General features: G+C 52.2%; 18 protein-coding genes. 11 read left to right on the top strand and 7 right to left on the bottom strand.

The features are described from left to right. Positions 1 to 82 precede the first annotated feature (82 nt). The 11 genes from fkpA (at position 83) to bfr (ending at position 8,286) form a co-directional block, all read left to right on the top strand. A complete protein-coding gene (fkpA, locus tag URZ40_RS03100; protein ID WP_116342637.1) occupies positions 83 to 904 on the top strand; it encodes an FKBP-type peptidyl-prolyl cis-trans isomerase in 822 nt (273 codons plus the stop codon). 165 nt (positions 905 to 1,069) lie between these two features. Beyond that, positions 1,070 to 1,792 carry a transcriptional regulator gene (locus URZ40_RS03095; RefSeq protein ID WP_014885489.1) on the top strand — a complete coding sequence of 241 codons (723 nt, stop codon included), beginning with the start codon at positions 1,070 to 1,072 and terminating at the stop codon, positions 1,790 to 1,792. Further along, complete coding sequence (gene tusD / locus URZ40_RS03090) at positions 1,792 to 2,178, top strand: sulfurtransferase complex subunit TusD (protein WP_116342635.1); 387 nt, start codon at positions 1,792 to 1,794, stop codon at positions 2,176 to 2,178. The genes URZ40_RS03095 and tusD overlap by 1 nt, the downstream gene beginning before the upstream one ends. Then, entirely contained in the window at positions 2,178 to 2,537 is a 360-nt protein-coding gene (tusC, locus tag URZ40_RS03085) for a sulfurtransferase complex subunit TusC (protein ID WP_116342633.1), read from the top strand. Before tusD ends, tusC begins: the two co-directional genes overlap by 1 nt. Positions 2,538 to 2,544: 7 nt before the next feature. After that, positions 2,545 to 2,832 carry a sulfurtransferase complex subunit TusB gene (gene tusB / locus URZ40_RS03080; RefSeq protein WP_041911943.1) on the top strand — a complete coding sequence of 96 codons (288 nt, stop codon included), beginning with the start codon at positions 2,545 to 2,547 and terminating at the stop codon, positions 2,830 to 2,832. 124 nt (positions 2,833 to 2,956) lie between these two features. Further along, positions 2,957 to 3,331, top strand: coding sequence for a 30S ribosomal protein S12 (rpsL, locus tag URZ40_RS03075; protein WP_000246815.1), 375 nt, complete (start codon positions 2,957 to 2,959; stop codon positions 3,329 to 3,331). Positions 3,332 to 3,427: 96 nt separating this feature from the next. Beyond that, positions 3,428 to 3,898, top strand: coding sequence for a 30S ribosomal protein S7 (gene rpsG, locus URZ40_RS03070; protein WP_003861706.1), 471 nt, complete (start codon positions 3,428 to 3,430; stop codon positions 3,896 to 3,898). 96 nt (positions 3,899 to 3,994) lie between these two features. Beyond that, entirely contained in the window at positions 3,995 to 6,109 is a 2,115-nt protein-coding gene (gene fusA, locus URZ40_RS03065) for an elongation factor G (protein ID WP_029882142.1), read from the top strand. Positions 6,110 to 6,178: 69 nt separating this feature from the next. After that, positions 6,179 to 7,363 (top strand): elongation factor Tu, encoded by a 1,185-nt coding sequence (tuf, locus tag URZ40_RS03060; protein WP_014068448.1) that lies wholly within the window; start codon positions 6,179 to 6,181, stop codon positions 7,361 to 7,363. 179 nt (positions 7,364 to 7,542) lie between these two features. Next, positions 7,543 to 7,737 (top strand): bacterioferritin-associated ferredoxin, encoded by a 195-nt coding sequence (bfd, locus tag URZ40_RS03055; protein ID WP_008503493.1) that lies wholly within the window; start codon positions 7,543 to 7,545, stop codon positions 7,735 to 7,737. 72 nt (positions 7,738 to 7,809) lie between these two features. Next, the gene (gene bfr / locus URZ40_RS03050; RefSeq protein WP_233003706.1) at positions 7,810 to 8,286 is read left to right on the top strand and encodes a bacterioferritin; all 477 of its coding nucleotides are present in this window, start codon (positions 7,810 to 7,812) and stop codon (positions 8,284 to 8,286) included. A gap of 16 nt (positions 8,287 to 8,302) precedes the next feature. Here the strand turns inward: bfr and URZ40_RS03045 are convergent, their stop codons facing one another. The 7 genes from URZ40_RS03045 to gspH are packed head-to-tail and all read right to left on the bottom strand — an operon-like array spanning position 8,303 to position 13,102. Beyond that, positions 8,303 to 9,073 (bottom strand): A24 family peptidase, encoded by a 771-nt coding sequence (locus URZ40_RS03045; protein ID WP_316380263.1) that lies wholly within the window; start codon positions 9,071 to 9,073, stop codon positions 8,303 to 8,305. A 1-nt stretch (position 9,074) separates the two neighbouring features. Beyond that, positions 9,075 to 9,557: a type II secretion system protein GspM gene (gene gspM / locus URZ40_RS03040; protein ID WP_320719753.1), complete on the bottom strand. Its 483-nt coding sequence runs from the start codon at positions 9,555 to 9,557 to the stop codon at positions 9,075 to 9,077. Then, positions 9,550 to 10,689 carry a type II secretion system protein GspL gene (gene gspL / locus URZ40_RS03035; protein WP_316380265.1) on the bottom strand — a complete coding sequence of 380 codons (1,140 nt, stop codon included), beginning with the start codon at positions 10,687 to 10,689 and terminating at the stop codon, positions 9,550 to 9,552. Before gspL ends, gspM begins: the two co-directional genes overlap by 8 nt. A gap of 4 nt (positions 10,690 to 10,693) precedes the next feature. After that, positions 10,694 to 11,674: a type II secretion system minor pseudopilin GspK gene (gene gspK, locus URZ40_RS03030; protein WP_320719752.1), complete on the bottom strand. Its 981-nt coding sequence runs from the start codon at positions 11,672 to 11,674 to the stop codon at positions 10,694 to 10,696. Next, a complete protein-coding gene (locus URZ40_RS03025; protein WP_233003702.1) occupies positions 11,671 to 12,249 on the bottom strand; it encodes a type II secretion system protein J in 579 nt (192 codons plus the stop codon). The genes gspK and URZ40_RS03025 overlap by 4 nt, the downstream gene beginning before the upstream one ends. Further along, complete coding sequence (gene gspI / locus URZ40_RS03020; RefSeq protein WP_320719751.1) at positions 12,246 to 12,599, bottom strand: type II secretion system minor pseudopilin GspI; 354 nt, start codon at positions 12,597 to 12,599, stop codon at positions 12,246 to 12,248. The genes URZ40_RS03025 and gspI overlap by 4 nt, the downstream gene beginning before the upstream one ends. Further along, positions 12,596 to 13,102, bottom strand: a complete 507-nt coding sequence (gene gspH, locus URZ40_RS03015; RefSeq protein ID WP_320719750.1) for a type II secretion system minor pseudopilin GspH — start codon at positions 13,100 to 13,102, stop codon at positions 12,596 to 12,598. The genes gspI and gspH overlap by 4 nt, the downstream gene beginning before the upstream one ends.

Below are 13,102 nucleotides of genomic sequence, written 5' to 3'. Positions count from 1 at the left end.
GATTTCTTCCGCAACGTTTTATAGTACGTCACTCATTTACGTTTAACGCTGGGGTGAGAGTCCCCAGGCCCTGGAGATATGGATGAAATCACTGTTTAAAGTAACGCTGCTGGCGACGACGATGGCTGTTGCACTGAACGCGCCGCTGTCATTCGCTGCTGATACTGCTGCGAAGCCTGCTGCCACTGCAGACAGCAAAGCGGCGTTCAAAAATGACGACCAGAAATCCGCCTACGCACTGGGCGCATCTTTGGGCCGTTACATGGAAAACTCTCTGAAAGAACAAGAGAAACTGGGCATCAAACTGGATAAAACCCAGCTGATCGCGGGTGTTCAGGACGCCTTTGCTGATAAGAGCAAGCTCTCTGACCAGGAAATCGAACAGACCCTGCAGGCGTTCGAAGCGCGCGTGAAGGGTGCCGCTCAGACCAAGATGGAAGCGGACGCTAAAGACAACGAAGCGAAAGGCAAAGCCTACCGCGATACCTTTGCTAAAGAGAAGGGTGTGAAAACCTCTTCTACTGGCCTGGTGTATAAAGTTGAGAAAGAAGGTACCGGTGATGCGCCTAAAGACAGCGACACCGTTGTGGTGAACTACAAAGGTACGCTGATCGACGGTAAAGAGTTCGACAACTCTTACACCCGTGGTGAGCCTCTTTCCTTCCGTCTTGACGGTGTGATCCCTGGCTGGACTGAAGGCCTGAAAAACATCAAAAAAGGCGGCAAAATCAAGCTGGTTATCCCACCGGATCTGGCCTATGGCAAAACTGGCGTTCCGGGTATCCCGGCTAACTCCACTCTGGTCTTCGACGTAGAGCTGCTGGACATCAAACCAGCGCCGAAAGCGGATGCGAAACCGGAAGCGCAGGCAGATCAGAAAGCTGCGACAGACGCGAAGAAGTAATGTGATGCAAACCGCCGCCTTTTAAGGCGGCGGTTTTTTATTGTGGGGCAGATATAATTAACACTGGAAAGCGTTAGGCACGCTGTATTAATTTAGTTGTCCGTGTAGATAATGAGCCTGCCCTGAAAACCTAACGACAGGCTCCTGAAAAGGAGTGTTTTTTTCATGTCCAGGTCGCTTTTAACCAACGAAACCAGTGAACTTGATTTGCTGGATCAACGTCCTTTTGACCAGACCGACTTCGATATTCTGAAATCCTATGAAGCGGTAGTGGACGGGTTAGCGATGCTCATTGGTTCCCACTGCGAAATCGTATTGCACTCCCTGCAAGATCTGAAGTGTTCCGCCATCCGCATTGCTAATGGTGAGCATACCGGCCGTAAAATTGGTTCGCCAATTACCGACCTTGCATTGCGTATGTTGCATGACATGACCGGCGCGGACAGCAGCGTCTCAAAATGTTATTTCACCCGCGCCAAAAGCGGCGTGCTGATGAAATCAGAAACCATCGCGATTCGAAATCGCGAGCATCGTGTGATTGGGCTGCTGTGCATCAACATGAACCTTGATGTGCCTTTCTCCCAGATCATGAGCACCTTTATTCCGCCAGAAACGCCAGACGTCGGCTCTTCTGTTAACTTTGCCTCCTCCGTTGAAGATCTTGTGACGCAGACGCTTGAGTTCACCATTGAAGAGGTCAATGCCGACCGCAACGTATCGAACAACGCCAAGAATCGCCAGATCGTTCTCAATCTCTACGAGAAAGGGATTTTTGATATTAAAGATGCCATCAACCAGGTGGCCGATCGTCTGAACATCTCAAAGCATACGGTTTACCTCTACATCCGTCAGTTCAAAAGCGGCGATTTCGTGGGGCAAGATAAGTAATGCGTTTTGCGTTAATGGTAACGGGCCCCGCGTATGGGACTCAGCAGGCCAGCAGCGCGCTGCAGTTTGCGCATGCGCTGCTGGCGGCCGGGCACCAACTGGCGAGCGTCTTCTTCTATCGGGAAGGGGTGTATAACGCGAACCAATTTACGTCACCGGCGAGTGACGAGTTTGACCTGGTCCGCGCCTGGCAGGCGTTAAATGAAAAGCAGGGCGTAGAGCTGCATATCTGCGTAGCGGCGGCGCTGCGTCGCGGCGTGACGGATACAGCCGAAGCCGAACGCCTGGGGTTATCGGGCGCTAACCTGCAGCCTGGTTTTTCGTTGAGTGGTCTGGGCGCATTGGCCCAGGCGGCGTTAACCTGCGACAGAGTGGTGCAATTCTGATGAAGCGTGTGGCATTTGTTTTTACTTCTGCGCCGCACGGCAGCGCCTCTGGCCGCGAAGGACTGGATGCGCTGCTTGCGACATCGGCATTGACAGAAGATATCGGTGTCTTCTTTATGGGGGACGGCGTGCTTCAGCTTCTGGCGGGCCAACAGCCGCAGGCCATTCTGGCACGCGACTACATTTCCACCTTCAAAGTGCTGCCGCTTTACGATATTGAAACCTGCTATGTCTGTGCCGACTCTTTAACGGTACGCGGTTTAAGCGATAAGACGCCTTTTGTGCTGGATGTGACGACCTTACCTGCCGCAGCACTGCGTGAACAGCTTTCCCACTACGACACCATTCTGACTTTCTGAGGCTTCCATGCTCCATATTCTCAGCCATTCACCATGGCAATGTGATATCGACACGTTGTTGAGCATGCTGCGCGAAGGTGACGATCTGCTGCTGATTCAGGATGGCGTGCTCGCTGCGCTTGAAGGCGGCCGTTTCGTTGAAATTCTCACGAATGCCCCCATAACTGTCTCTGCGCTGAAGGACGATCTGGATGCGCGGGGTCTTTCTGGTCAAATTTCAGCCAAAATTGACGTGGTTGGCTATACTGATTTCGTCAATCTTACTGTGACGCACGCCAGTCAAATGAACTGGTGATTTGAGATCGCTGTATATTTCTTGACACCTTTTCGACGTAGCCCTAAAATTTCGCGTCCTCATATTGTATGAGGTCGTTTTATTACGTGTTTACGAAGCAAAAGCTAAAACCAGGAGCTATTTAATGGCAACAGTTAACCAGCTGGTACGCAAACCACGTGCACGCAAAGTTGCAAAAAGCAACGTGCCTGCGCTGGAAGCCTGCCCGCAGAAACGTGGCGTATGTACTCGTGTATATACCACCACTCCTAAAAAACCAAACTCCGCACTGCGTAAAGTATGCCGTGTGCGTTTGACTAACGGTTTCGAAGTGACTTCCTACATCGGTGGTGAAGGTCACAACCTGCAGGAGCACTCCGTGATCCTGATCCGTGGCGGTCGTGTTAAAGACCTTCCGGGTGTTCGTTACCACACCGTTCGTGGTGCGCTGGACTGCTCAGGTGTTAAAGACCGTAAGCAGGCTCGCTCCAAGTACGGCGTGAAGCGTCCTAAGGCTTAATGGTTCTCCGTTAAGTAAGGCCAAACTGATTTATCTTAATGTCAAACTAAACTCGTAGAGTTTTGGACAATCCTGAATTAACAACGGAGTATTCCCATGCCACGTCGTCGCGTCATTGGTCAGCGTAAAATTCTTCCAGATCCGAAGTTCGGATCAGAACTGCTGGCAAAATTTGTAAATATCCTGATGGTAGATGGTAAAAAATCTACTGCAGAAGCAATCGTATACAGCGCGCTGGAGACCCTGGCTCAGCGTTCTGGTAAAAATGAACTGGAAGCTTTCGAAGTCGCTCTCGACAACGTTCGCCCAACTGTAGAAGTTAAGTCCCGCCGCGTTGGTGGTTCTACTTATCAGGTTCCAGTTGAAGTTCGTCCGGTTCGTCGTAATGCCCTGGCAATGCGTTGGATCGTTGAAGCTGCTCGTAAACGCGGTGATAAATCCATGGCTCTGCGTCTGGCGAACGAACTTTCTGATGCTGCAGAAAACAAAGGTACTGCAGTTAAGAAACGTGAAGACGTTCACCGTATGGCAGAAGCCAACAAGGCGTTCGCACACTACCGTTGGTAATCCCTTCGGAGTATTAGTCACCAGGCGGGCGCTTCAGAGAAGCCGCCCGCTCTGGGTAACTTAACTGAACGCCTAAAGAAACAAACGAGGAATCAAATGGCTCGTACAACACCCATCGCACGCTACCGTAACATCGGTATCAGTGCGCACATCGACGCCGGTAAGACCACTACTACCGAACGTATTCTGTTCTACACCGGTGTAAACCATAAAATCGGTGAAGTTCATGACGGCGCAGCCACCATGGACTGGATGGAACAGGAGCAGGAGCGTGGTATTACCATCACCTCCGCAGCGACTACTGCATTCTGGTCAGGTATGGCTAAGCAGTATGAACCGCATCGCGTAAACATCATCGACACCCCGGGCCACGTTGACTTCACCATCGAAGTAGAACGTTCCATGCGTGTTCTTGACGGCGCGGTAATGGTTTATTGCGCAGTTGGTGGTGTTCAGCCACAGTCTGAAACCGTATGGCGTCAGGCGAACAAATATAAAGTTCCACGCATCGCGTTCGTTAACAAAATGGACCGTATGGGTGCTAACTTCCTGAAAGTTGTTGGCCAGATCAAAACCCGTCTGGGCGCGAACCCTGTTCCGCTGCAGCTGGCAATTGGTGCTGAAGAAGGCTTCACCGGCGTTATCGACCTGGTGAAAATGAAAGCCATCAACTGGAACGATGCAGACCAGGGCGTTACCTTCGAATACGAAGATATCCCGGCTGAGATGCAGGACCTGGCTGACGAATGGCACCAGAACCTGATCGAATCCGCTGCTGAAGCTTCTGAAGAGCTGATGGAGAAATACCTGGGTGGTGAAGAACTGTCTGAAGAAGAGATCAAAAAAGCTCTGCGTCAGCGCGTTCTGAACAACGAAATCATCCTGGTAACCTGTGGTTCTGCGTTCAAGAACAAAGGTGTTCAGGCGATGCTGGATGCGGTAGTTGACTACCTGCCATCCCCGGTTGACGTTCCTGCGATCAACGGCATCCTGGACGACGGTAAAGATACTCCGGCTGAGCGTCACGCAAGTGATGACGAGCCGTTCTCTGCACTGGCGTTCAAAATTGCTACCGACCCATTCGTGGGTAACCTGACCTTCTTCCGCGTTTACTCTGGTGTGGTTAACTCCGGTGACACCATCCTGAACTCCGTGAAAGCGGCGCGTGAACGTTTTGGCCGTATCGTACAGATGCACGCTAACAAACGTGAAGAGATCAAAGAAGTTCGTGCGGGCGACATCGCTGCAGCTATCGGTCTGAAAGACGTGACCACTGGTGACACCCTGTGTGACCCGGATCACCCGATCATTCTGGAGCGTATGGAATTCCCTGAGCCGGTAATCTCCATCGCAGTTGAACCAAAAACCAAAGCTGACCAGGAAAAAATGGGTCTGGCTCTGGGCCGTCTGGCGAAAGAAGACCCATCATTCCGCGTATGGACTGATGAAGAATCTAACCAGACCATCATCGCTGGTATGGGTGAACTGCACCTGGACATCATCGTTGACCGTATGAAGCGTGAATTCAACGTTGAAGCGAACGTGGGTAAACCTCAGGTTGCTTACCGCGAAGCGATTCGCGCGAAAGTTACCGATATTGAAGGTAAACACGCTAAGCAGTCTGGTGGTCGCGGTCAGTACGGTCACGTTGTGATCGACATGTACCCACTGGAGCCGGGCTCTAACCCGAAAGGTTACGAGTTCATCAACGACATCAAAGGTGGTGTAATTCCTGGCGAATACATCCCAGCCGTTGATAAAGGCATCCAGGAACAGCTGAAAGCGGGCCCTCTGGCTGGCTATCCGGTTGTTGACATGGGTATCCGTCTGCACTTCGGTTCTTACCACGACGTTGACTCCTCTGAACTGGCGTTTAAACTGGCTGCGTCTATTGCCTTTAAAGAAGGCTTTAAGAAAGCAAAACCAGTTCTGCTTGAGCCAATCATGAAGGTTGAAGTAGAAACTCCTGAAGAGAACACCGGTGACGTTATCGGTGACTTGAGCCGTCGTCGCGGTATGCTGCGTGGTCAGGAATCCGAAGTAACTGGCGTTAAGATCCACGCTGAAGTTCCGCTGTCTGAAATGTTCGGATATGCAACTCAGCTGCGTTCTCTGACCAAAGGTCGTGCATCATACACCATGGAATTCCTGAAGTATGATGATGCGCCTAACAACGTTGCTCAGGCCGTTATTGAAGCCCGTGGTAAGTAATCCACAGGATTAAAACCTAAGTCCCGTGCTCTCTCCAGAGGGGAGAGCACTATAGTAAGGAATATAGCCGTGTCTAAAGAAAAATTTGAACGTACAAAACCGCACGTTAACGTTGGTACTATCGGCCACGTTGACCATGGTAAAACTACCCTGACTGCTGCAATCACTACCGTTCTGGCTAAAACCTACGGTGGTTCTGCTCGTGCATTCGACCAGATCGATAACGCACCAGAAGAAAAAGCTCGTGGTATCACCATCAACACTTCCCACGTTGAGTACGACACCCCGACTCGCCACTACGCACACGTAGACTGCCCAGGCCACGCCGACTATGTTAAAAACATGATCACCGGTGCTGCGCAGATGGACGGCGCGATCCTGGTTGTTGCTGCGACTGACGGCCCAATGCCTCAGACCCGTGAGCACATCCTGCTGGGTCGTCAGGTAGGCGTTCCTTTCATCATCGTGTTCCTGAACAAGTGCGACATGGTTGATGACGAAGAGCTGCTGGAACTGGTAGAGATGGAAGTTCGTGAACTGCTGTCTCAGTACGATTTCCCAGGCGACGACACCCCAATCGTTCGTGGTTCCGCGCTGAAAGCGCTGGAAGGCGAAGCAGAGTGGGAAGCGAAAATCATCGAACTGGCTGGCTTCCTGGATTCTTACATCCCAGAACCAGAGCGTGCGATTGACAAGCCATTCCTGCTGCCAATCGAAGACGTATTCTCCATCTCCGGTCGTGGTACCGTTGTTACCGGTCGTGTAGAGCGCGGTATCATCAAAGTTGGTGAAGAAGTTGAAATCGTTGGTATCAAAGAGACTGCGAAGTCTACCTGTACTGGCGTTGAAATGTTCCGCAAACTGCTGGACGAAGGCCGTGCCGGTGAGAACGTTGGTGTTCTGCTGCGTGGTATCAAGCGTGAAGAAATCGAACGTGGTCAGGTTCTGGCGAAGCCAGGCTCAATCAAGCCACACACCAAGTTCGAATCTGAAGTGTACATCCTGTCCAAAGACGAAGGCGGCCGTCATACTCCGTTCTTCAAAGGCTACCGTCCACAGTTCTACTTCCGTACAACTGACGTGACCGGTACCATCGAACTGCCAGAAGGCGTAGAGATGGTAATGCCAGGCGACAACATCAAGATGGTTGTGACTCTGATCCACCCAATCGCGATGGACGACGGTCTGCGTTTCGCAATCCGTGAAGGCGGCCGTACCGTTGGCGCGGGCGTTGTTGCTAAAGTTCTGGGCTAATTAATTATCCCTGAATAAAAAAAGGACGCTTCGGCGTCCTTTTTTGTTTTCTACCGTAAAGTCACTGTCATAAAAATTCGCATTATTTGTCCGCTCCCGCCCCGTATTCCGGCGCTTGTGCTATTGTAATCATAACCATTCTCACTTACACTTTGCGCATATTTTGAACGGGAGTCTCTATGTACGTTTGTTTATGTAATGGTGTAAGCGACAAAAAAATACGTCAGGCCGTTCGCCAGTTTCAGCCACAGTCATTCCAGCAGCTTCGCAAGTTTGTTCCGGTGGGAAATCAATGCGGTAAATGCGTTCGCGCAGCGCGTGAGATTATGCAGGACGAACTGATGCAGATCCCGGAATACAAAGAGATCGCGTAAGCGCCCATCTTTTTTTTGACATCCCCGTAGCCCGATCTACGCTTCAATGAGTGGAAGCGGAGGGACTATATAATGAAAGGTGATGTTAAAATCATAAGTTATCTCAATAAATTATTGGGAAATGAGCTTGTCGCAATCAACCAGTATTTTCTCCATGCAAGAATGTTCAAAAACTGGGGTCTTACACGTCTGAATGACGTTGAGTACCATGAATCTATAGATGAGATGAAACACGCTGATAAATATATCGAGCGTATTTTATTTCTTGAAGGTATTCCTAACCTGCAGGATCTCGGCAAGCTGGGCATCGGTGAGGATGTCGAGGAGATGCTGCGTTCTGACCTCAGGCTGGAACTTGAAGGTGCGAAAGACCTTCGTGAAGCCATTGCCTATGCGGACAGCGTTCATGACTATGTGAGCCGCGATATGATGATCGAAATTCTGGCAGACGAGGAAGGTCACATAGACTGGCTGGAGACCGAACTCGATCTTATCGATAAACTCGGTATCCAGAATTATTTACTGGCGCAAATCCGCGAAGAGGAATAACACCGTCTTAAGGTGCTCAGGTTATAAACCAGTAAAAATAGCCGAAGCCGCTCGCCGCCAACGCTGGTCCGAAAGGAATCACTGGCGAAACGTGCGGCTTTTTCACCATTAGCACCAGACCCCAGATGACGCCGATTAGCGACGCCGCCAGCAGGATGACCGGTAAGCTCTGCCAGCCTGTCCAGGCACCTGCTGCCGCAAGCAACTTGAAATCTCCGAACCCCAGCCCCTCTTTATGGCGCAGAAGCCAGACCAGCCAGTAAAGTGCCCATAGAAAAAGATAGCCAGCCGCAGCACCCGTGACCGCATCCTCGCAGGTCACCACGCCACTGTGGAGATTAAACAGCAGGCCAAGCCACAGGAGCGGTAGGGTGAGCGTGTCAGGGAGCAAATAGTAACGGTAATCGATCACGCTCAGGGTCAGCGCAAACCAGAAATAGAGAAAAATCGCCAACGCTAAGACAGGTGAGGTGGGGTGCTGATAAACGCTGTAGATCGATGCCAGCAGGCACAGCGCCTCAAACATCAGATATCGAAAAGGAATTATGCCGCGGCAGTATCGGCAGCGCCCTCTCAGTAGTAGCCAGCTTAGCAATGGGAGGGTGTCCCCCCGTTTCACCACATTATTGCAATGGCTGCAGTGTGAGCCCGGCGACCACAGCGTAAGCCGCGTTTTACCCACATGATCCCTGAGGTCGCGTTGCACGATCATTGGCAACCGGTCAACGACGCGCCCCATCAGGCTACCTGCAGTCAGTCCGATTGCCAGAAACAGTATCAATTGCATCTTATTTTCCTCGGGTGCCCAGCGGAAGCGTCATACGCGTGAGGATAATGCTGCTGTCACCTTGCTTACTGGCGTGAAATTCCAGCGTATCGATGGGAAGCCCCTTTTCAAGTTGCAGCTGCCACAGCCATGACATAAACGCCTCCACGTCGATCGCCGCAGCGGCGACCTCCAGCGTTTCATCCTTCTGACTAATCTTCACCGTGAGGCCTGCCTGTTTTGCATCGGCAACGACTGCATTTACTAAGGTTTTAGCCCCATTGCGTATAGGCAGTAGACCCCGTCCGGAGGCCTGTTTCTCCAGCCAATCCGTGTCGCGCTTCAGCTTTTGACAACGTAGTTGCAGCGTGTCGACGGCGCGAGACAGCGGAAGATAGAGGCCGAAGCTGTACAGGATGAAAGGAGTAAGGACGATTAACGCCACGTACAGTACTCGTTCGTTTCCGTTTTTCTGTGATAGCCAGTTCTTTAAGCGATTAATCATTGCGTAGCGTCCACAATCCTTGTTGATGTTTTTCAATTCGCAGCGATAGTCCTGACGCGTCAGCGGCAATAAATTGTTTGACGGTGGCCTCATCAGGGGCAAAAAGCAAAATCCGTAGCAAACCTTGTTTGCGATCGTAGTCCACGCCCTCAAGCGATAACGTCGGAAACGTCGACATACCCTCATGTAACCGCTGCAGAATCGGGAGCGGTGCGGGAAAGGTGCGTTGCAACTGCGACGGGAGAAAGGCCTTCATGTTGTTTCGGTGCGGGTTGTCGGGTATGTAGCTTTGCCACAGCGCCTGCTGTCGGTTTTTCAATTGCTGTTCAAGAGTATGGAGTTGCCAGTAAAGTCCCGCCTGGGTAAGGAGCGCAACACCAGCGGCCAGCAACACGCAACCGACGGCCACTTTTTTCAGGCGGCCCATGAGAAGTCTCGCCTTGTCGCCATCGGTAACGCGCCCGTGCAGCAGGTTGACTGTGTGGGCTTGAGGATACAGGGCAAGCAGCGGCTGCAGCGCGTGGACGCTATCGTCATGACCGATATTCGTAAGTTGGCCATAACACAACAGCCGCGTGGGTCGATAGTGAGCAAGCAAATGTTCAAGCCAAATGTCGGACAGCCGACAGGCACGCCCTTCGTGTGTTCTGACCAGCCAGGCGTCTTTATCGCGCCAAAGCGTCCAGCCCTCTTCGGTCACAGGCAGTGCGAGCGCGTCGAGCGTCACGTGACAAAGGTTAAAACCGGCATCAAGAAAAGGCATTAACCTGGCCTTGAGCCAGGCGAGATCAATACCCACGACCCTGAGTTCCTCGTTGTGGTGACATAGGATCGTCCAGTGGTGTACTGGTTGCCCCTCATCCAGTGTCTCATCCGCCAGCCACTGTAATTTTTGGGCGGTCAACTCGTAGCCGCTTGTCGGGACGGTTAACGTTCTGAAGGTTGCCTTCTGTACCGGAAGGAGGAGGTGAGTCGGACGGTCTGCCTGTTGGCGCGCCAGCCCCGACAGCGAGGCGCCCGGCTCCAGCGAGTGTATCTCGCAGCGGCTCTGTTCATCATACAGCGTCCATTCCAGAGGGCCATCCGGCGCTTCGGAAAGACGAATGAGTAAAGTAGAAGAGGTCGTTAACATCCTTTTAATCTTCCTCGCCCGCAATGAGCTGGCGCTGATAAATCTTAAACGTGCTGTTTTTGTCGTCATAAAGCAGTGTGGTGATCATTCCGGTGTTCAGTTCGCCCTGTTGGGCGGAAGCGACAATGCGAAAATAGCTGCTGCGGGTGGTCAGTAATTTCTTGACCACGTCCACTAGCGGCCCGGCAGCGCTAAACTCTTTTTGTGCCAGCCAGGTAAATTCGTCCACGCTTTTCCAGCCCCCCTCGGGACGTTTGTTTAGCAATGCTTTGGCATCTTCGACAGTGAGGTCATTACTAAACAGGGCGGCAAGCAGCGGGGCGTCCTCCTCTTTAAGGCGGTTAATATTGATAGAAAGGCTTGAGCTAAACTGGGCGCAAATGTATGGAGACAATTTTTGATAAAGTGCCGGCGTCATTCCTTTTACCCTGCGAACTTCGCTGGGAAGATAAAACAGCTGGTTTGCCGGTAATGGTTTAAGCGCCTCTTGCTGATAGTACTCGTCTTCCGCGCCGTACCGCCGCGGTGTTGTATCTGGGTCTATTGCATCGGCCAGCGAGTCCACAATCTCTCTCGCCTGCATTTTCTCTACTCCTGCTTGTTCGAGCAGTGCGGTGAATACGGTGATGCTATAGGGTGGGGTCGCTAACGGTTCTGTCGGAGCTAAGGCCAGCGCATTGAGGTTATAGCAATGCTGAGCGTCTTCATAACGCCAGTTCACCTGCGTGGTGTCGCTGAGGATCCGCTTACCGGCAGGCTCCGGCTTTTCTTCAGGAACGGTTTTGCTTTGCAACGCCTTTTGTAGATCTTCACGCGCCTGTGCCTCCGAGTAGAAGAGCGCGTATTTGACCTGCAGCGTATCGTTAATCCTGCGACTTCTCTGCAGCTGTGTCTGGAAGCTTATCGTCATATCAGCCGCCAGTGCGGCCATTAGCGCCATAAATAGCAGAGTGATCAATAGTGCCGATCCCTTTTCACGTTTCATTTCGCCGCCTCCATAAGAGGACTATTTTCCTGCACTTTCGGGAACCAGGGCGGCAGAATGTAGATGCGGCGGATTTGCTCCTGATCCTGTAGCTCAAGCGTGAGGCTGATTGTAGATAGCGTGCCGCCGTCTTCACTGGCCTGGAAGCGGGCGGTGAAATGCGATACGTCATTTAGCATCGGTCTCGGCGGCATCTGCTTATCGCTATCAGCCGTTGGGCGTACGGCGCGATACAGTACGCCATTTTTCACAAACCAGTGGACGGTTACCAGATTGGGCGTGACGTCAAACGGCGCGGTGCTATCCGGTGCCAGCGTCGAAAAGATCATCCCTTCCGTCTCGATAAACATTGGCTGGTTGGTCTGGCGATTATTACGCGGTACATACTGAGTCAGATCGCGGTTGAGCATCCGTTCGGTGCGCTGTAGCGCGTTGAATTTTTCCGCAACCGTCTGTGCCCGTTGGTGCTGTTCCGTCGCCTGTGAGAAAACGAGTGATGCCAGGAAGCTCAACGTGGAGAAAATAGCGATGGCCAGCATGACTTCCAGCAGCGTAAAGCCTGTCTCCTTGCTCATTTTTTTTGCTCCTGAGCAGCCTCGGGCACGGTCCATGAATACAGTTGCCGCGTGCGTCCATCCGGTGATGTCACCTCAATCAGAGTGCGGCCGATTGGTGGCTCTCCCGCGGTGGTCTGGGTCATTTGCCAGCTGAAGTTATAGCCGCTTTGCTCTGCCTGGCCGTGTGCAGGACCCGCTTCAATGAGTGCATTGTCGGCGATCCACAGCGCCAGCGTCTCCTGGCGCAGCGTATCGGTGGCAGTGAGTTGCCATTGCATGCTGCTGAGCAGAGCGATGACAGTAGTGGCCATAATCACCATTGCCAGCAACACCTCAAGCAGCATCATGCCGCTTTGCCGAGGATTCATGGCTGCTCCTGGGCGACCGTCAGCGTCAGCGTCAGCGGAAGGCTACCCTCGCTGGCGAGCGTCAACACCCGGCGACGATCGCTATCCCGGAACGTCAGGGTAAACGGTACCAGCTGGCCGTCGGGTGTAATGACAATTTGCGGCTGTCCGTATTCAGAAGCTGGTGCGATCTCAATGTAAAAACCATCAAGCCAGTGGCCGGTGAGATGTAATGAATCAGCTTTTTCGATCTCGACCCATCTCCAGCCCATGTGGGGATCGTATTTCGGATGCGCGTAAAACCATCCTTCCTGTGTCACACGGATCCCAATGGCAGTGTTTTCCAGCAACGCCTCATCGGCGGCAAATTCCACAATCTGCCGGAAAGCATCCACTTTTTGCCGCAACCTTCCAGTCTCGCTCAGGTGAGCGTTCTGCGAGGAGACGACAATTGATGCCATGACGGCGATAATCGCGACCACCAGCATTGCCTCCAGCAGTGTAAATCCTTTTTGCCGCTCCAT

It is taken from the genome of Enterobacter sp. 296B2, from assembly GCF_034106185.1.
GTDB classification, from domain to species: Bacteria; Pseudomonadota; Gammaproteobacteria; order Enterobacterales; family Enterobacteriaceae; genus Enterobacter; species Enterobacter cloacae_N.
This window is presented reverse-complemented; position numbering and strand designations above follow the sequence as displayed.

Coding starts and splice junctions, on each gene's coding strand:
- fkpA (WP_116342637.1), top strand. CDS start 83: ATGAAATCACTGTTTAAAGTAACGCTGCTGGCGACGACGATGGCTGTT.
- URZ40_RS03095 (WP_014885489.1), top strand. CDS start 1,070: ATGTCCAGGTCGCTTTTAACCAACGAAACCAGTGAACTTGATTTGCTG.
- tusD (WP_116342635.1), top strand. CDS start 1,792: ATGCGTTTTGCGTTAATGGTAACGGGCCCCGCGTATGGGACTCAGCAG.
- tusC (WP_116342633.1), top strand. CDS start 2,178: ATGAAGCGTGTGGCATTTGTTTTTACTTCTGCGCCGCACGGCAGCGCC.
- tusB (WP_041911943.1), top strand. CDS start 2,545: ATGCTCCATATTCTCAGCCATTCACCATGGCAATGTGATATCGACACG.
- rpsL (WP_000246815.1), top strand. CDS start 2,957: ATGGCAACAGTTAACCAGCTGGTACGCAAACCACGTGCACGCAAAGTT.
- rpsG (WP_003861706.1), top strand. CDS start 3,428: ATGCCACGTCGTCGCGTCATTGGTCAGCGTAAAATTCTTCCAGATCCG.
- fusA (WP_029882142.1), top strand. CDS start 3,995: ATGGCTCGTACAACACCCATCGCACGCTACCGTAACATCGGTATCAGT.
- bfd (WP_008503493.1), top strand. CDS start 7,543: ATGTACGTTTGTTTATGTAATGGTGTAAGCGACAAAAAAATACGTCAG.
- bfr (WP_233003706.1), top strand. CDS start 7,810: ATGAAAGGTGATGTTAAAATCATAAGTTATCTCAATAAATTATTGGGA.
- URZ40_RS03045 (WP_316380263.1), bottom strand. CDS start 9,073: ATGCAATTGATACTGTTTCTGGCAATCGGACTGACTGCAGGTAGCCTG.
- gspM (WP_320719753.1), bottom strand. CDS start 9,557: ATGATTAATCGCTTAAAGAACTGGCTATCACAGAAAAACGGAAACGAA.
- gspL (WP_316380265.1), bottom strand. CDS start 10,689: ATGTTAACGACCTCTTCTACTTTACTCATTCGTCTTTCCGAAGCGCCG.
- gspK (WP_320719752.1), bottom strand. CDS start 11,674: ATGAAACGTGAAAAGGGATCGGCACTATTGATCACTCTGCTATTTATG.
- URZ40_RS03025 (WP_233003702.1), bottom strand. CDS start 12,249: ATGAGCAAGGAGACAGGCTTTACGCTGCTGGAAGTCATGCTGGCCATC.
- gspI (WP_320719751.1), bottom strand. CDS start 12,599: ATGAATCCTCGGCAAAGCGGCATGATGCTGCTTGAGGTGTTGCTGGCA.
- gspH (WP_320719750.1), bottom strand. CDS start 13,102: ATGGAGCGGCAAAAAGGATTTACACTGCTGGAGGCAATGCTGGTGGTC.